This window comes from Pseudomonas sp. HD6515, from assembly GCF_024971855.1.
GTDB lineage: Bacteria > Pseudomonadota > Gammaproteobacteria > Pseudomonadales > Pseudomonadaceae > Aquipseudomonas > Aquipseudomonas alloputida.
Window position 1 is genome coordinate 5,235,034 of sequence record NZ_CP079827.1, and the last position, 18,358, is coordinate 5,253,391.

15 protein-coding genes are annotated in these 18,358 nt (G+C 62.0%); 9 read left to right on the forward strand and 6 right to left on the reverse strand.

Annotation, left to right across the window (positions count from 1 at the left end):
- Nucleotides 1-15: 15 nt before the first annotated feature.
- On the reverse strand, nt 16-1,044 hold the full coding sequence (locus KW568_RS24240; RefSeq protein WP_003251785.1) for an amino acid ABC transporter substrate-binding protein: 1,029 nt from the start codon (nt 1,042-1,044) through the stop codon (nt 16-18).
- 332 nt (nt 1,045-1,376) lie between these two features.
- Here KW568_RS24240 and KW568_RS24245 point away from each other — a divergent pair, with 332 nt between their 5' ends.
- Complete coding sequence (locus KW568_RS24245) at nt 1,377-2,033, forward strand: alpha/beta hydrolase (RefSeq protein ID WP_003251782.1); 657 nt, start codon at nt 1,377-1,379, stop codon at nt 2,031-2,033.
- A 100-nt stretch (nt 2,034-2,133) separates the two neighbouring features.
- Nucleotides 2,134-3,576 carry an ATP-dependent RNA helicase RhlB gene (rhlB, locus tag KW568_RS24250; protein ID WP_003251780.1) on the forward strand — a complete coding sequence of 481 codons (1,443 nt, stop codon included), beginning with the start codon at nt 2,134-2,136 and terminating at the stop codon, nt 3,574-3,576.
- Nucleotides 3,577-3,837: 261 nt separating this feature from the next.
- Here the strand turns inward: rhlB and moaE are convergent, their stop codons facing one another.
- From moaE to KW568_RS24275, 5 genes are all read right to left on the reverse strand, one after another.
- Nucleotides 3,838-4,284 (reverse strand): molybdopterin synthase catalytic subunit MoaE, encoded by a 447-nt coding sequence (gene moaE / locus KW568_RS24255; protein WP_014860718.1) that lies wholly within the window; start codon nt 4,282-4,284, stop codon nt 3,838-3,840.
- A gap of 2 nt (nt 4,285-4,286) precedes the next feature.
- On the reverse strand, nt 4,287-4,532 hold the full coding sequence (gene moaD, locus KW568_RS24260) for a molybdopterin converting factor subunit 1 (protein WP_003251777.1): 246 nt from the start codon (nt 4,530-4,532) through the stop codon (nt 4,287-4,289).
- The gene (gene moaC, locus KW568_RS24265; protein WP_259537012.1) at nt 4,532-5,002 is read right to left on the reverse strand and encodes a cyclic pyranopterin monophosphate synthase MoaC; all 471 of its coding nucleotides are present in this window, start codon (nt 5,000-5,002) and stop codon (nt 4,532-4,534) included. Before moaC ends, moaD begins: the two co-directional genes overlap by 1 nt.
- Before the next feature lie 195 nt (nt 5,003-5,197).
- Nucleotides 5,198-6,592, reverse strand: coding sequence for a PhoH family protein (locus KW568_RS24270; RefSeq protein ID WP_003251772.1), 1,395 nt, complete (start codon nt 6,590-6,592; stop codon nt 5,198-5,200).
- 281 nt (nt 6,593-6,873) lie between these two features.
- Nucleotides 6,874-8,001, reverse strand: a complete 1,128-nt coding sequence (locus KW568_RS24275; RefSeq protein WP_259537015.1) for a polysaccharide deacetylase family protein — start codon at nt 7,999-8,001, stop codon at nt 6,874-6,876.
- Nucleotides 8,002-8,138: 137 nt separating this feature from the next.
- On the opposite strand from KW568_RS24275, the gene yaaA reads away from it, so the two are divergent.
- From yaaA to algG, 7 genes are all read left to right on the forward strand, one after another.
- Nucleotides 8,139-8,918, forward strand: coding sequence for a peroxide stress protein YaaA (gene yaaA, locus KW568_RS24280; RefSeq protein ID WP_003251767.1), 780 nt, complete (start codon nt 8,139-8,141; stop codon nt 8,916-8,918).
- A gap of 843 nt (nt 8,919-9,761) precedes the next feature.
- The gene (locus KW568_RS24285) at nt 9,762-11,078 is read left to right on the forward strand and encodes a nucleotide sugar dehydrogenase (RefSeq protein WP_003251764.1); all 1,317 of its coding nucleotides are present in this window, start codon (nt 9,762-9,764) and stop codon (nt 11,076-11,078) included.
- Between the two features lie 86 nt (nt 11,079-11,164).
- Entirely contained in the window at nt 11,165-12,646 is a 1,482-nt protein-coding gene (locus tag KW568_RS24290) for a glycosyltransferase family 2 protein (protein WP_003251762.1), read from the forward strand.
- 37 nt (nt 12,647-12,683) lie between these two features.
- Nucleotides 12,684-13,850, forward strand: a complete 1,167-nt coding sequence (locus KW568_RS24295; RefSeq protein WP_047604392.1) for a PilZ domain-containing protein — start codon at nt 12,684-12,686, stop codon at nt 13,848-13,850.
- A gap of 10 nt (nt 13,851-13,860) precedes the next feature.
- Nucleotides 13,861-15,294 (forward strand): alginate biosynthesis TPR repeat lipoprotein AlgK, encoded by a 1,434-nt coding sequence (gene algK / locus KW568_RS24300; RefSeq protein WP_003251758.1) that lies wholly within the window; start codon nt 13,861-13,863, stop codon nt 15,292-15,294.
- Nucleotides 15,291-16,769 carry an alginate export family protein gene (locus KW568_RS24305; protein ID WP_259537019.1) on the forward strand — a complete coding sequence of 493 codons (1,479 nt, stop codon included), beginning with the start codon at nt 15,291-15,293 and terminating at the stop codon, nt 16,767-16,769. The genes algK and KW568_RS24305 overlap by 4 nt, the downstream gene beginning before the upstream one ends.
- Before the next feature lie 22 nt (nt 16,770-16,791).
- Complete coding sequence (gene algG, locus KW568_RS24310; RefSeq protein ID WP_003251754.1) at nt 16,792-18,351, forward strand: mannuronan 5-epimerase AlgG; 1,560 nt, start codon at nt 16,792-16,794, stop codon at nt 18,349-18,351.
- Nucleotides 18,352-18,358: the final 7 nt, after the last annotated feature.

The following is an 18,358-nucleotide window of genomic DNA, read 5'->3' on the forward strand; positions in this document are numbered from 1 at the left end:
CGCAGGATGCAGCCATCAGCGCACTGGAGGCGCGTACTGGATGCCGCCGTTGTTCCACAGGGCGTTCATGCCACGGTCGATCTTCAAGTCAGTGCTCTGGCCCAGGTTCTTCTCGAACACTTCGCCATAGTTACCCACTTGCTTGACGATCTGCACTACCCAGTCTTTGGGCAGCTTGAGGTCCTTGCCATACTCGCCATCCGCACCCAGCAGTCGGGCGACATCCGGGTTCTTGGTGGCCTTGGCCTCGGCCTCGACGTTCTTGGAAGTGATGCCCGCTTCTTCGGCATTGAGCATGGCGAACAGGGTCCACTTGACGATGCTGAACCACTCCTCGTCGCCTTTACGCACTACCGGGCCCAGTGGCTCCTTGGAGATGGTTTCCGGCAACACCACGTAGTCGGTCGGCGCAGCCAGCTTGGAGCGCTGGGCGAACAGCTGCGATTTGTCCGAAGTCAGCACGTCGCAACGGCCAGACTCCAGCGATTTGGCGCTCTCGTCAGAGGTGTCGAAGGTAATCGGGGTGTACTTCAGGCCATTGGCACGGAAGAAGTCCGACACGTTCAGCTCGGTGGTGGTGCCGGCCTGGATGCAGATGGTCGCGCCATCGAGCTCTTTGGCGCTGGAAACGCCAAGCTTCTTGTTGACCAGGAAGCCGACGCCGTCATAGTAGGTGACACCCGCGAACACCAGGCCCATGCCGGCATCGCGCGAGCTGGTCCAGGTGGTGTTACGCGACAGCACGTCGACCTCGCCCGACTGCAGGGCAGTGAAGCGTTCCTTGGCGTTGAGCTGGCTGAACTTGACCTTGGTGGCATCACCGAACACGGCGGCGGCCACGGCGCGGCAGACATCGGCATCGATGCCGACGATCTTGCCCTGCGCATCAGGTACCGAGAAGCCTGGAAGACCGTCGCTCACGCCACACTGGACGAAGCCCTTCTTCTTTACCGCATCGAGGGTGGCGCCGGCCTGGGCAGTGCTCACGGCGCCCAGCGCGGCGGCAGCGGTCAGGACTGCCAGGGTGGTTTTCAACATCTTCATTCACAACCTCCAAATCGCTCTTGTTGTATCGAGCCGGAATTGCACCGCACCCTTTTGAGGCGTATCCGACCCGTATTGGCTTGTTATTGGGTCAATTGGCGCAATGGACTGTTCTGTGACAGCCTTCGCGTGCAGAGGGTGTTACCGTCACGGCCTGCCCTTTGCATCACAGGTTGAGTTGCAAACCGCGTACCAAATTTTCTGGCTGTAGCGTTTAAGCGCTCGTCAAGTAGGAAAAGTTGTATCGTTGCGACATTCTTTTTCCGACAATCATTTCCGGTGCTTTCTTTTCACGCACGCCATAACAAGACCCGCACACTTTCGGAGCAGTCATGACCAACCCGCTGATTCTCGAACCACAGAAAACCGCTGACGCCTGTGTGATCTGGTTGCACGGTCTGGGGGCCGACCGTTACGACTTCCTACCTGTGGCCGAATTCATGCAGGAGCGCTTGCTCAGCACTCGCTTCATCATGCCCCAGGCACCGACCCGCCCCGTGACCATCAACGGCGGCTATGCCATGCCCAGCTGGTATGACATCAAGGCCATGACCCCGGCCCGTGCCATCGACGAAGCGCAGCTGGAAGCGTCTGCCGAGCAGGTGGTTGCGCTGATCAAGGCCGAGCAGGCCAAAGGCATCAACCTGTCGCGGATCTTCCTGGCCGGCTTCTCCCAGGGCGGCGCGGTGGTGCTGCACACTGCCTATATAAAGTGGCAGGAAGCACTGGGTGGGGTGATCGCCCTGTCCACCTATGCCCCCACCTTCAATGACCAGCATCAGTTGAGTGCCTGCCAGCAGCGCACACCGGCCCTGTGCCTGCATGGCGTGCATGACCCGGTGGTCATCCCGTCCATGGGCCGTACCGCCTTCGAGTACCTGAACACCTGGGGCGTCGCTGCCCGCTGGTACGAATACCCGATGGAACACGAAGTGGTGGTCGAAGAACTGAACGATATCCACGACTGGCTGAGCAAGCAGCTGCAATAGGCAACCTCGCTTGTAGTTGTGGGCGTATTCCGCTACGCCGCGCCCGGATCTTGCATTACACTGCCCGGCGTACATTCCTTAATCAGTTGATGAGACGACCGTGCTCAAAGCACTCAGAAAAATATTCGGCAAGGGAGAGGCCGCGCCACAAGCCGCCGCTCCTGCTGCCAGCGTGACGCCGGAAGCCCGGCCCGCGGCAAAACCGGCCGCACCCCATGCCAACCCCGCCCCCAAGGCTGAGCAACCTGCCGCCGCGACGCCACCTGCCGAACAACCGGCCAAGGACAAACCGCGCCGCGAACGCAAGCCCAAGCCACAGGCCAGCCTGTGGAAGCCCGAGGACTTCGTGGTCGAGCCACAGGAAGGCAAAACCCGCTTCCACGACTTCAAGCTGTCCAACGAGCTGATGCACGCCATCCACGACCTGGGCTTCCCGTACTGCACGCCAATCCAGGCGCAGGTCCTGGGTTACACCCTGCGTGGCCAGGACGCTATCGGCCGGGCCCAGACGGGCACCGGCAAGACGGCCGCCTTCCTGATCTCGATCATTTCCCAGTTACAGCAGACGCCACCGCCTAAAGAGCGCTACATGGGCGAGCCGCGCGCGCTGATCATCGCCCCCACCCGCGAGCTGGTGGTGCAGATCGCCAAGGACGCCGCTGCCCTGACCAAGTACACCGGCCTGAACGTGATGAGCTTCGTCGGTGGCATGGACTTCGACAAGCAGCTCAAAGCCCTGGAAGCGCGCCACTGCGATATCCTGGTGGCCACCCCGGGCCGCCTGCTGGACTTCAACCAGCGTGGCGAAGTGCACCTGGACATGGTCGAGGTGATGGTGCTTGACGAAGCCGACCGCATGCTCGACATGGGCTTCATCCCCCAGGTCCGCCAAATCATTCGTCAGACACCGCCGAAAAGCGAGCGCCAGACCCTGCTGTTCTCCGCCACCTTCACCGACGATGTGATGAACCTGGCCAAGCAGTGGACCACCAACCCGGCCATTGTCGAGATCGAGCCGGAGAACGTGGCCAGCGAAACGGTGGAGCAGCACGTGTATGCGGTGGCCGGCAGCGACAAGTACAAGCTGCTGTACAACCTGGTAACCCAGAACAAGTGGGAACGGGTGATGGTGTTCGCCAACCGCAAGGACGAAGTGCGGCGCATCGAGGAAAAGCTGGTACGCGACGGTATCAATGCCGCCCAGCTGTCGGGCGACGTGCCGCAGCACAAGCGCATCCGAACCCTGGAGAGCTTCCGCGAAGGGCGCATCACCGTGCTGGTGGCCACCGACGTGGCCGGGCGCGGGATCCATATCGATGGCATCAGCCACGTGATCAACTTCACCCTGCCGGAAGACCCTGACGACTACGTGCACCGCATTGGCCGTACCGGCCGTGCCGGCACCAGTGGTGTGTCGATCAGCTTTGCCGGTGAGGATGACTCGTATCAGCTGCCGGCGATCGAAGCGCTGCTGGGGCGCAAGATCAAGTGCGAGATGCCGCCGGATGAACTGCTAAAGCCGGTGCCGCGCAAGCATCACTGACTTCAGCAGGCTACATGCGCCCTGTGGCAGCGGCCTTGTGTCGCGATTGGGCCGCGCAGCGGCCCCGGGATTTCGGCTTTGATGCGCAGATTATCGGGGGCCGCTCCGCGGCCCTTTCGCGACACAAGGCCCCCCTGTAGGAGCGGGTTTACCCGCGAATACGGTAGTGGCGGCAACGGTGAACGGCGGGTGGAGATTGGCCAGCAGGGCCGGCCCTTTCGCGGGTAAACCCGCTCCTACAGGCGACCGGTGGCGCCTTGATTACCAGCGCCCCGCCGCATCCTGGTCACTTTCCTTCCCCTCCACCCACCTTGGCCCTTCCTGGGTATTCTCCTTCTTCCAGAACGGCGCCCGGGTCTTCAGGTAGTCCATGATGAAGTTGCAGGCATCGAACGCCGCCTGCCGATGGGCACTGGCCACCCCCACGAACACAATCGGTTCGCCCGGTTCCAGCGCACCGATGCGGTGCAGCACCTCCACTTTCAAGAGCGGCCAACGCTGCTCGGCCTCGACCACGATCTTGGCCAGGGCCTTTTCGGTCATGCCCGGATAGTGTTCGAGGAACATCCCCGCCACTTCGCGGCCATCGTTGAAATCCCGCACATAGCCGACAAAACCGACCACCGCGCCCACGCCCACATTGGCTGCATGCATGGCATTGGTCTCAGCCCCCGGGTCGAACGCGCCTTCCTGCACTCGTACAGCCATGTTCAGCCTCCGGTCACCGGTGGGAAGAACGCCACTTCATCGCCCTCTTCCAGCGGTTCATCGAGCTTGCACAGCTCTTCGTTGCGCGCGCACATCAGGTTCTGCTCGGCCAGCACTTCATACTGCCCGCCCTTGGCAACCAAGGCCTGGCGCACATCATCGAGCACCTTGAACGCACCCTCCACCCGCTCGGCATCCACGCCCAACAGTTCGCGGTAACGGGCGAAGTACATCACCTTGACCTTCATCACGCCTCCACCTTGTAATGGCCACTCTTGCCACCGAGTTTTTCCAGCAGGCGCACCTGCTCGATGACCATACCTTTACCCACAGCCTTGCACATGTCATAGATCGTCAGCGCGGCCACGCTGGCGGCGGTCAGCGCCTCCATCTCCACACCGGTCTGCCCGGCCAGCTTGCAGCGGGCGACGATGCGCACGGCGTCCTGCCCCTCGGCGCTGAGCTCGACCTTGACGCTGGTGAGCATCAGCGGGTGGCACAGCGGAATCAGGTCGCTGGTTTTTTTCGCCGCCTGTATCCCGGCAATGCGCGCCACGGCGAACACATCACCCTTGGGGTGTTCACCGTCGACGATCATCTGCAAGGTCTGCGGCAACATGCGCACCCGCGCCTCGGCGGTAGCCTCGCGCTCGGTCACGGCCTTTTCAGTGACGTCGACCATGTTGGCCCGCCCCTGGGAATCAAGATGTGTCAGCACTGCTCTGCTCCTGTGAAGGGATTTCGCAGTGTAAACCTGTGGGTCAGGTTTGAGCAGAGGTATGTGTCGGCAGGTTTGGCCTCTTCGCGGGCACGCCCGCTCCCACAGGAGCTCCATGGCCTCGAATCAAGTGGAGATCCTGTGAACGGGCGTGTCCACGAAGAGGCCGGGCAGTAATCTGCCCGGCTACAGGGTTTACAAATGAGACTCGGCGTACTCGGCCAGCACCGAGCGAGGCACGCCCTGCAGGGTGATGTGCACGCCGTGGGGGAAGTCCTTGAAGCGCTCGGTCAGGTAGGTCAGGCCCGAGCTGGTCGCGGACAGGTAGGGGGTGTCGATCTGCGCCAGGTTGCCCAGGCAGACCACCTTGGACCCGGAGCCGGCACGGGTGATGATGGTTTTCATCTGGTGCGGCGTCAGGTTCTGGCACTCGTCAATCAGGATCAGGCTCTGCTGGAAGCTGCGGCCACGGATGTAGTTCAGCGACTTGAACTGCAGCGGCACGCGCTCAAGGATGTATTCGACGCTGCCATGGGTGCTTTCGTCATCCATGTGCAAAGCTTCGAGGTTGTCAGTGATGGCGCCCAGCCACGGCTCCATCTTCTCTGCTTCGGTACCCGGCAGGAAGCCAATCTCCTGGTCCAGCCCCTGCACGCTGCGGGTGGCGATGATGCGCCGGTAGCGCTTGCTGACCATGGTTTGCTCGATGGCCGCAGCCAGCGCCAGGATGGTTTTACCGGAGCCGGCGGCGCCGGTCAGGTTCACCAGGTGGATATCCGGGTCCAGCAGGGCAAACAGCGCCAGGCTTTGGTGAATGTCGCGTGGTTTCAGGCCCCAGGCTTCTTGGTGCAGCAACGGCTCCTGGTGCAGGTCGAGCAGCAGCAGTTCGTCGTCACGAATGCCCTTGATCCACCCGACGAAGCCCTGCTCATCGATGATGAACTCATTGACGTGCACAGCTGGCAGGTTGTCGATCATCTGCACCCGATGCCAGGTGCGGCCGCGCTCCTGGCGGGTATCGACCTTGCTCACGCGGTCCCAGAACGAGCCGGTGACCGAATGGTAGCCCTTGGACAGCAACGACACGTCATCGACCAGTTGGTCGGTGCTGTAGTCCTCAGCCGCTATACCGCAAGCGCGCGCCTTCAGGCGCATGTTGATGTCTTTGGTGACCAGCACGACGTCCAGGTCGGTGCGCCGGGCCCGGACTTCGAGCAACTGGTTGATGATGATGTTGTCGTTGAGGTTTTCCGGCAGCAGCTTGTTCGGCTCGTTGCGCGGGGTCATCAGGATGGACAGGAACCCCTTGGGGCCGCTCTTGTTGCGCTGGATCGGTACGCCCTGCTCGACATCGCTGGGCGAAGCGTCACCGAGGGTCTGGTCTATCAGGCGGATGGCTTGGCGGCATTCGGCGGCGATGCTTTGTTTGCCGGTCTTGAGCTTGTCGAGTTCCTCCAGCACCGTCATCGGGATGGCGACATGGTGCTCCTCGAAGTTCAGTAACGCGTTAGGGTCGTGAATCAGGACGTTGGTATCGAGCACATACAGGATTGGCTTGCTGGAGGAAGGGTTGCGTCCTTGGTCATCCATACTCGGTCACCTTATGTCGAAGCCACACGGCGTGGTCTGTTACGCCGCAGAGTGACTGCCGCTGTTCCCGTATCCGCGTTGTTACGGGCGGGAAGCGAACCTGGCTAGGTGGGCCTGGATGACGCCACCTGTGCTGCAGGAATCGGCTGTCTGGTTTCTTCATACCGCAAAAACCATGACCGAAAAAAGCATTTTTACGCATTTTTGAAGTTTATTTTTCCGATTGACGAAGAGGCCTTGGCGCCAGCGTCAGAGGGGACTACGCTCAAAAGTCATACCCTCTATTCGCGGTATCCATATTCCCGGCAATCCTCCCAGCCGATGCCGCTTTGCGCGGTATTGCGCAGCAACCATTCCACCGCCGGCTGCGCCTTGGGAAGGCTGTCATGAAACTGGATCACGCCCTTGCGCCACAACAGCATCAGGGTCAATACGCGCTGTGCGGACGCCTCTGCGCTCAATGCACCGTCATCCTGGGCATCGATGTCCCACAACGATACCCGCAACTGCTGGCGGGCCATGAACGCTTCGCCGTCAGCCCGGCGCTGGCCATAAGGAGGGCGGAACAGCGGCACATACTGCTCGGGCAGATCAGCCTGCACCCGCGCCTGGCTGCGCCGCAGCGAATCCTGCCAGTCGGTCCACTGCGCATGGGAGCGGTATTCCCACCCCTGGATACCCACGCACTGCCCGCTATAGAGCTGGCGCAAGGCATTTGCCGCCGCGCCATCACGGCGTTGCTGCAAACGGTTACCGAGCGTGAAGAACGTGCCTTCGAGCTTTTGCCGGCGCAGGTAATCGGTGAATAGATCCGTACTGCCCCCCTCGGGCCCAGGCCCGCCGACAAAGGTCAGCAGGAACATGCGGTCGTTCAGTTCGTCACCCTTGCGCTCACGCGAAGACAACCGCTCGATTTCGCTGCTGGTCTGCGGCAGCAACGCCGCCTTGCGCAGTTGCTCGTCCAGGTAGCGGACATGGAACTGGTGGCTCGGTTCGATCCAGCCGGTATAGAACGCACCGACATCGGCAGCGAACGTCGCCGCTTGTGTACGCAACTCCGCCATGGACGTAACCGGGTAGCAGAATGATGCATCCTGCTCACAACTGCGCTGCGCCTGTTGATAACCCTCCCACAACCGCTGCCACATGCGCGCCCGAACCTGGCGCACCTTCTGCAGGTTGATCTGCCGCAGCCCCAGCCGGGCCGCCAGGCTTGCATCATCCAGCAACTCGCTTTCGTGCAGCACTTGGGCGAACGACAGGATTTCTGCCCGAGAGGCCACATCGAACAGCGCCGGGCTGTCCAGCTGTTCGGGCCACAGGCTGCGGTCCAGGCTGACCTGAGGTGAAGGGGCGGCTTGCACGGCCAGGCTCAGCAGGCCGGCCAGCAAGGCAGAAGCAATGCGCACAGTGGAAGGCTCCGCAACGGCAAAACGCGAACTATAGCGCCTGCACCGACCATGGGCTGTGACTATCGTCGCCATAGTTTGGACTTGTACCGCCCACCCCGTAGAATCCTCGGCCAACGATGCCAGGAGCCGACCCGATGCTGACGGTGATTTCCCCCGCCAAGACCCTCGACTACGACACCCCGCCAGTGACCGAGCGTTTCACCCTGCCCCAGTACCTGGATGAATCCCAGGCCCTGATCCAGCAACTGCGCGAACTGTCGCCGGCGCAGATCAGCGAGCTGATGCACCTGTCCGACAAGCTCGCCGGCCTGAATGCTGCGCGCTTTGGCAGCTGGACCCCAGACTTCACCCCGGCCAATGCCAAGCAGGCGTTGCTGGCGTTCAAGGGTGACGTGTACACCGGCCTCAATGCCGAGAGCCTGAGTGAAGACGACTTCAGCTACGCTCAGGACCACCTGCGCATGCTCTCGGGCCTATATGGCCTGCTGCGCCCGCTCGACCTGATGCAGCCCTACCGCCTGGAGATGGGCACCAAGCTGGCCAACGCCCGCGGCAAGGACCTGTACGCCTTCTGGGGCACGCGCATCAGCGAATGGCTGAACCAGGCCCTGGCCGACCAAGGCGATGACGTGCTGTTGAACCTGGCCAGTAACGAGTATTTCAGTGCAGTGAAACGCAGTGCACTAAAGGCCCGGGTGATCAACGTCGACTTCAAGGACCAGAAAAACGGCCAGTACAAGATCATCAGCTTCTACGCCAAGAAGGCCCGCGGCATGATGAGCCGCTTCGTCATCCAGCAGCGCATCAGCACCCCGGAACAGCTCAAGCAGTTCGATGCTCAGGGGTACTACTACAGTGCCGAGCAGTCCAAGCCGGACCATTTGGTGTTCCTGCGCGATCACCCCTCGGAGTGACCCTGTAACGCCCCTTCACGGCCAAACCCACTCTTACAGGTAATGCGCTACCCGTAGGAGCGGGTTCACCCGCGAAGAGGCCAGCAGCTCTGCCCCCCCTCTCTGCCCTGCAACAGGGCACGCTGCAAACCGCCATAACGCCATTAATCCGACGCCAAAAATCCAGCACACCCACCTTTATCGCCAAACGACATAAGACCGTTCATACCTTTTTTGACGAATTCTGAAAAAATTTTTCAGATGCTGGCATAAAAATATCTCGCAACAGTTACGTCCTTGATACACGGGGGTGAAACACCCGCGTGCTATCAATTTGAAACTGTCCGCAACTGAATAAATATTTAGAAATCTTTCATTCGAGCGAAACTGGCTCAGGAACTTCTGCCAAAGCCAATCGCTCATAGTGCCGTAACGATTTTCCTGCCTACGGGCTGTGAGAGATGACTTACAGATGACAGCAGCGGGTATCCACTGCCCGCCATGAGAAAATCGACAGGTATCACGGAAACCCCCGAAGACCTTGTCCATGCAGGAGAGACGCGTCCCTTACAAATCGTCCTAGTGGTTGATTTCAAAGGATTTATTCACTTGAAAAAACAAGCACAGCAACGCGCCAAGTAGCGCATTGCAATAAAGACGGCTGCATTTCAGGGCACGTTTTTTAATGAATGGCTATTGAGTGCCAACTTTGAGCGCATAACTTTTTGCGTTCCGGATTTATTTTGCCTGCGCTCGGCGAAGTGTGCATTCGCCATGGATCCGTGCGCCCGAAAACTGTTGTTAATCAACCCAGCCCGGCTCTCTGCGGAGGCGTCGGCGTGATAAACACATGAGGTGATAGCGATGCGTATCAGCATCTTTGGTTTGGGTTATGTGGGTGCAGTCTGTGCAGGCTGCCTGACGGCGCGTGGCCATGAAGTGATCGGTGTGGACGTGTCCAGCACCAAGATCGACCTGATCAACCAGGGCAAGTCGCCCATCGTCGAACCTGGCCTGGAAGCACTGCTGCAACAGGGCATCGCCAATGGCCGCCTGCGCGGCACTACCGACTTCGCCGAAGCCATCCGTGCCAGCGATGTGTCGATGATCTGCGTGGGCACCCCCAGCAAGAAAAACGGCGACCTGGGCCTGGAGTACATCGAGTCCGTGTGCCGCGAAATCGGCTACGTGCTGCGTGACACCACCCGCCGTCACACCATCGTGGTGCGCAGCACCGTGCTGCCTGGCACCGTCAAGAACGTGGTCATCCCGATCCTGGAAGATTGCTCGGGCAAGAAGGCCGGCGTCGACTTCGGCGTGGCGGTCAACCCGGAATTCCTGCGTGAAAGCACCGCCATCAAGGACTACGACCAGCCACCGATGACGGTCATCGGCGAACTGGACAGCGCCAGCGGTGACATCCTCCAGGCCCTGTACGAAGAACTCGACGCCCCGGTCATCCGCAAGCCGATCGAAGTGGCCGAGATGATCAAGTACACCTGCAACGTATGGCACGCCACAAAGGTCACCTTCGCCAACGAAATCGGCAACATCGCCAAGGCGGTGGGCGTCGATGGCCGCGAGGTGATGGACGTGGTCTGCCAGGACAAGGTCCTCAACCTGTCCCAGTACTACATGCGCCCTGGCTTCGCCTTCGGCGGCTCTTGCCTGCCCAAGGACGTACGCGCCCTCACCTACCGCGCCGCCAGCCTCGATGTCCGTGCACCGCTGCTCGACTCGCTGATGCGCAGCAACGAATCGCAGGTGCAGAACGCCTTCGAGCTGATCGAAGCCCACGACAAGCGCAAGGTCGCCCTGCTGGGCCTGAGCTTCAAGGCCGGCACCGACGACCTGCGCGAAAGCCCGCTGGTGGAACTGGCCGAGCGCCTGATCGGCAAGGGCTACCAGCTGGACATCTACGACGAGAACGTCCAGTACGCCCGTGTTCACGGTGCCAACAAGGACTACATCGAGTCGAAGATCCCGCACGTGTCGTCGCTGCTCAACGCCAACTTGCAGCAGGTGATCGACAACGCCGACATCATCGTCCTCGGCAACCGTGACGAGCAGTTCCGTGCGCTGGCCCTGCAAGCGCCAGCCGGCAAGCAGGTGATCGACCTGGTCGGCTTCATGAACAAACCGACCAGCACCACCCACCGTACCGAAGGCATCTGCTGGTAAGTGCCCGGCCGGGCAGCGATGAGGCACTCGACAAGAGCCGCCTCCTCGCTGCCCACCCTTTCCCGAATTCTCGACGGATGCTGAACATGCAAAGGCTCCAGACAGTGCTGTTGCAGTGCGCCGGGTGGCTGCTCTACATGAGCCTGCTCATGCTGATCGCCCTGGCCCTGCCAGCTGATATCTTCGACTCGCAGTCGAAGCACTTCATCTTCCTGGTCGGCGCAGTCGGCATCTGGCGCTACTCCATGGGCGCCACCCATTTCATCCGCGGCATGATCTTCCTCTACGGCGTGTACCCGTACCTGCGCCGCAAGGTGCAGAAAATGGGTAACGCCACCGACCCGTCGCATGTCTACCTGATGGTCACCAGCTTCCGTATCGAAGCGCTGACCACCGCCCAGGTGTACAGCTCGGTGATCCGCGAGGCGATCAACTGCGGCTTCCCCACCACCGTGGTCTGCTCGCTGGTGGAAATGTCCGATGAACTGCTGGTCAAGAGCCTGTGGGCCAAGTACAACCCACCGGCCCACGTGAAGCTGGACATCGTGCGTATCGCCGGTACCGGCAAGCGTGATGGCCTGGCCTACGGCTTCCGCGCCATCTCGCGCATGCTGCCGGACGAGAACGCCGTGGTGGCGGTGATCGACGGTGACACCGTGCTGGCCGACGGCGTGGTGCGCAAGACCGTGCCGTGGTTCAAGCTGTTCCCCAATGTGGGCGGCCTGACCACCAATGAATTCTGCGAAGTGCGTGGCGGCTACATCATGAGCGAGTGGCATAAGCTGCGCTTCGCCCAGCGCCACATCAACATGTGCTCGATGGCCCTGTCCAAGCGCGTACTGACCATGACCGGGCGCATGTCGATGTTCCGCGCCAGCGTGGTGACCAACCCCGAGTTCATTGCCGACGTCGAAAGCGACTCGCTGATGCACTGGCGCCTGGGCCGCTTCAAGTTCCTTACCGGGGACGACAAGTCCAGCTGGTTCAGCCTGATGCGGCTGGGCTACGACACCTTCTACGTGCCGGACGCCGCCATCAACACGGTCGAGCATCCGCCGGAAAAAAGCTTCCTCAAGGCCAGCCGCAAGCTGATGTACCGCTGGTACGGCAACAACCTGCGGCAGAACTCACGGGCACTGGGCCTTGGCCTGCGCCGCCTGGGGCTGTTCACCAGCATCGTGTTGTTCGACCAGCGCGTGTCGATGTGGACCAGCCTGCTGGGCCTGACCGTGGCGGTGATCGCCAGCCTCAAGTTCGGCATGGCCTTCTTGCTGGTGTACCTGCTGTGGATCGGCATCACGCGCCTGATCCTCACCATCATGCTGCTGTGCTCAGGCCACAACGTAGGCCCAGCCTACCCGCTGATTCTCTATTACAACCAGATCATCGGCGCGCTGATGAAGATCTACGTGTTCTTCCGCCTCGACAAGCAGTCGTGGACGCGTCAGCCCACTGCCCTCAAGCGTGACCTCGCCAGCTTTCAACAATGGTTCAACACCTGGTCCTCGCGGACCATGACCTTCTCGGCTGCCAGCATCTTCGTTGCTGTGCTGTTCATGGTCGTGTGAGCCCAACCCGGATCGGATCTAACAGGAACAAACCACCATGAATACCGCCGTGAACGTCAATGTCGTGCATGAGTCCGAAGCCCAGCGCCAACACGCCCGGGTGCGCATTCCCGCCAAGCTGCGGTTCCTGGACGCCCAGCGCCAGGTCCACGAAGTCAAGGTCGAAGACCTTTCTGCCGGCGGCCTGAGCTTCCACGCCAAGCAACCGCAGTCGGTGGGCGATGTGCTGCGCGGGCGCCTGCAGTTCGTGGTCGACAACCTGGGCCTGTCGATCGACATCGAGTTCCAGGTGCGCTCGTACAACCCGGACAATGGCCGTATCGGTGCGCAGTTCCAGAACCTTGAACCTCGCGACATCGCCACGTTGCGGCACATCATCACCAGCCACCTGTCGGGTGAGCTGATCAGCATCGGCGACGTCCTCAGCACCCTGCAGCGTGACAACTTCACCAAGGCGCGCAAGCAGAAGGACGGTGGGTCGGGCCTGAGCGCCTTCGGCCGCTTCAAGGCAGTCACCGTCACACTGGGCGTGTTCGTGGTCGGCGTTGCGGCCTTCGGCTTCGTCGCCAAATCGTTGTATGGCATGTATTTCGTCAGCCACGCCGAAGCCGGTGTGGTCGCAGTGCCAACCACCAACGTCACCATGCCGCGCGACGGTACCGTGAGCAGCCTGGTCGAAAGCGGTGGGCAGATCGCCAAGGGCGCGCCACTGGCCAGCTTCACCACCAGCATGCTGGACATGCTCAAGGGCAACCTTGAAGACGCACAGCTGGAGCCGGCGAAGATCGAGGAGCTGTTCGGCAAGCAGCTGTCCGGCACCCTCACCAGCCCCTGCGATTGCGTGGTCGCGCGCCAGTTGGTGGACGACGGCCAGTACGCCGCCAAGGGCCAGCCAATCTTCCAGCTGATCCCACGCACCACCAACCCGATGGTCGAGGCGCGCTTCAGCTACCGCCAGTTCGACGAGGTCAAGCCGGGTACCCGGGTCAACTTCCAGGTGGCCGGCGAAGACGAAGTGCGCACCGGCCAGATCGTCAGCAGCGCCAGCCTCAACAGCGAAGACCTGTCCTCCGACATCCGCGTGCAGATCAAGCCAGACAGCGGCCTGCCCGCCGAACTGGCCGGCCGCCCGGCCTCGGTCAACAGCGACCGTGGCCCCTCGCTGAACTGGCTGATCGACAAAGCCGTGGCCCGTGGCCTGTGAGGGACGGACAATGATCTCTGATACCTACAAGGTCCGCGTGAACCTGGGATTGTGTGCACTGGCCGCCGCCATCACCCTGGCCGGCTGTGCCGGCCTGCCCGACCAGCGCCTGGCCAACGAGGCCATGAAGCGCGGTGACACGGCATTGGCCGAGCGCAACTACAAGGCGCTGGCCGACCTGGGCTACAGCGAAGCGCAAGTCGGCCTTGCGGACATCAAGGTGGCCACCCGCGACCCCTCGCAAATCAAGGAAGCCGAGGCCACCTATCGCGCTGCAGCCGCCACGTCGCCACGCGCCCAGGCGCGCCTTGGCCGCCTGCTGGTGGCCAAGCCGGACAGCACCCAGGCCGAGCGCGAAGAAGCAGAGACCCTGCTCAAGCAAGCGGCCAGTCAAGGCGAAAGCAACACCCTGATCCCACTGGCGATGCTCTACCTCAGCTACCCGCAGAGCTTCCCCAAGGTCAACGCGCAGCAGCAGATCGACCAGTGGCGCGCCGCCGGCAACCCGGAAGCGGGCCTGGCCCAGGTGCTGCTGTACCGCACCCAGGGCACCTATGACCAGCACCTGGGCGAAGTGGAAAAGATCTGCAAGGCGGCGCTCAACAGCACCGACATCTGCTACGTCGAACTGGCCACCGTGTACCAGAAACGCGGCCAGGCCGACCAGCAAGCCGCCCTGCTCGGCCAGCTGAAGGCCGCCTACGCCCGTGGCGCAGTGCCGGCCACCCGTGTTGACAGCGTGGCCCGCGTGCTGGCCGACCGTAGCCTTGGCCAGACCGACGAAAAAACCGCCAAGGACCTGCTCGAGCAAGTAGCCCCGGCCAACCCGGCGTCCTGGGTCAGCCTGGCACAGCTGGTATACGACTTCCCCGAACTGGGCGACACCGACCAGTTGATGGCCTACATCGACAAAGGCCGCGAAGCTGAACAGCCACGCGCCGAACTGCTGCTGGGCCGCCTGTACTACGAAGGCAAAACCCTGCCAGCCGACGCTCAAAAAGCCGAGCAGCACCTGCAAGCCGCTGCCGAAGCCGGTGAGATCAGCGCCCATTACTACCTGGGCCAGCTTTACCGCCGCGGCTACCTGGGCAATGTCGAGCCGCAGAAAGCCGTCGACCACCTGCTGGCCGCCGCCCGTGGCGGGCAGAACAGCGCCGACTATGCCCTGGCTCAGCTGTTCAGCGAGGGCCACGGCATCCGCCCGCAACCGGGCAACGCCTGGGTGTTCGCCCAGCTGTCGCAGGCCAACCCGACGCCGCAATCAGCCGAACTGCTGCAGCAGCTCGACCAACAACTGACACCTGATCAGCGCAACCAGGCCCAGCAACTGCTGGACCAGGAAAAGCGTGCACGCGGCAGCCTGGCGCAGGGCGCGAATAGCACCCTGGCCCTCGAAGCCCTGCAAGACGACGAAAAAGAAGTAGACGGTGAGGACTCGCTATGACGCTCAATCCCTTCGTGAAAGCCGGCATCGGCCTGAGCTTCGCCCTGCTGTGGTCCTGCCCGACCCTGGCGGAAATGACCGCTGAAAAAAACTTCGGCCTGGACGTGAAAATCACCGGCCAGTCGGAAGACGACCGTGACCTGAGCACCCGCTCTGGCGGCGACGTCAACGGCCTGGGCCTGGATCTGCGCCCGTGGGTGTACGGCGAGCGCGGTAACTGGAGTGCCTACGCCATGGGCCAGGCGGTCGCTGCGACCGACACCATCGAAACGGACACCTTGCGCCAGAATGACGACGGCACCAGTACCGACACCGGCGACGACAGCCGTCAACCAGACAAAAGCTACCTGGCCATGCGCGAGTTCTGGGTCGGCTACAGCGGCCTTACCGCCTACCCTGGCGAGCAACTGCGCTTCGGTCGCCAGCGCCTGCGCAGCGACGATGGCATGTGGCGCGACACCAACATCGAAGCGCTGAACTGGACCTTCGACACCACGCTGCTCAAGGCCGACCTTGGCGTAGCCCAGCGTTTCAGCGAATACCGCACCGACCTCACCGAACTGGCGCCGGAAGACAAGGACCGCACCCACATCTACGGCAACGTCGCCACGCAGTGGACCCCTGGCCACTGGGTTGGCCTGCGCGCTCACCACACACATGACAGCGGCAGCCTGAAGAACCCCGGCGAAACGGTCGACGCGCTGGACAAGACCCGCACTGGCGACCTTACCTGGCTGGGCCTGGAGGCCAACAGCGACGCCTACAACTGGCGCAACGACCACACCGTGAATTACTGGGGCAGCGTCACCTGGCTGACCGGTGACCGCGACAAGCTGAGCACCCAGCAGGTGGGTGACGACCAGGTCGCCACCGGCAAGCAGAGCGGTGACGTCAACGCCTGGGCAACCGACCTCGGTATCCGCCTGCGTCTGGACCCGCAATGGCAGGTCGGCGCTGCGTACGCCCGCGGTAGCGGCGGCGGCGGCGATGACGGTTCGAACAACTTCGAGCAGACCGGCCTGGAGAGCAACCGCTCCAACTTCACCGGCACCCGCTCGCGTGTGCACCGCTTCGGCGAAGCGTTCCGCGGCGAACTGGGCAACCTGCAGGCCGCCACCCTGTTCGCTTCGTGGCAGCTGCGTGACGACTATGACGCGAGCCTGATCTACCACAAATTCTGGCGGGTCGATGGCAACCAGAACATCGGTTCCAGTGGCATCAACGCGGTGGTCAACGACAACGGCGTGAATCGCCCGCTGGTCGATGGCGAAAAAGACCTAGGCCAGGAAATGGACGTGGTCGTGACCAAGTACTTCAAGCAAGGCCTGCTGCCGGCTTCGATGAGCCAAGCCATCGACGAGCCGTCAGCCCTGGTGCGCCTGCGTGCCGGTGTATTCAAGCCGGGCGACGCCTACGGCAAGGAAGCGGACTCGTACATGCACCGCGCCTTCGTCGACGTCATCTGGCGCTTCTGAGGCCGGTAGGGGACTGACCGTGATGAACCTTCACCCGCACTTACGTCACAGCCTGTTGGCCAGTGCCTTGCTGCTGGCAAGCGGCCTGGCCACTGCCGCAGAGCCCCAGGTGATCGCCAAGGAGCTGCAGCAGGCCAAGACCTATACGGTGGCCAGCGCACCGATCGAGCCGCTGCAGATGGACCCGCCAAAGTTGCCCGACCTCACCGGTTTCACGGCCGAGGCGGTGCAGAAGAAAATCGACCGCCGCCACAAGGGCAAGGTCAGCCTGCGCCGTATGTTCCAGGAGGACACCCTCAAGGAGTTCGTCGGCGGCGACAACAAAGCCGCCGAGTGGGTGCAGCGCCAGCACGGCATCCCGCAGGCGATTTTCGTCGATGACGGCCATGTCGACCTGACCGAGCTGAGCAAGAAGGTACCCAAACAGTACTTCAGCGAAGTCGAGCCTGGGGTTTACCTGGCACGCCTGCCGATCGTGGTCGGGCAAAAGGGCATCCTCGAGATCGACGGCAAGGTCAAACAGCTGCGCCTGTCCCAGGAGGGCGGCGCTTTTCTGGTCAATGACGGCAAGCTGTTCGTAACCGACACCCAGGTGACCGGCTGGCGGGAAAAGGACAACGGCCCGGCGACCTTCCGCTCGCCCAAGGAATTCCGCCCGTTTCTGCTGTCTTGGGGCGGTACCGAGACCTATATCGTCAATACGAAGATGGCCAGCTTCGGCTACGCCAAGTCCAAGTCGTATGGCGTGAGCATCTCGCAGTACACGCCGAACATGGCCAAGCGCATGGGCCGCCCGGAGCCCACCGGCTGGATCATCGGTTCGGAGTTCAGCGACATGTGGTACGGCTTCTACTGCTACGAAACCCAGGACTTCGTGATCAAGGACAGCACCTACCGCGACAACATCGTCTACGGCATCGACCCGCACGACCGTTCGCATCGCCTGATCATCGCCGGCAACACGGTGTACGGCACCAAGAAGAAGCACGGCATCATCGTTTCGCGTGAGGTCAACGACAGCTGGATCATCAACAACAAGAGCTACGACAACAAGCTCTCGGGGGTGGTGATCGACCGTAACAGCGTCAACAACCTGGTGGCCTACAACGAGATCTACCGCAACCACACCGACGGCATCACCCTGTACGAAAGCGGCGACAACCTGATCTGGGGCAACAAGCTGGTCAACAACCGCCGCCACGGCATCCGCGTGCGTAACAGCGTGAACATCCGCCTGTACGAAAACGTCGCCATGGCCAACGGCCTGGTCGGCGTATACGGCCACATCAAGGACCTGTCCGACACCGACCGCGACATCGCCCTCGACCCGTTCGACACCAAGGTGTCGCTGATCGTGGTGGGTGGCGAGCTGTCGGCCAACGGCTCCGGCCCGCTGTCGATCGACTCGCCGCTGTCGGTCGAGCTGTACAAGGTGTCCATGCTCGCCCCGCGCAAGGCCAGCGGCATCAGCCTCAATGGTGTGCTGGGTGAGCGCCAGGACGAAATCCTCGACCTGCTGGTACGCCAGCAGAAGGCTGTGCTGATCGACCCGGTCGAACGCCAGACCGAAATGATCGATTAAGGAAGCC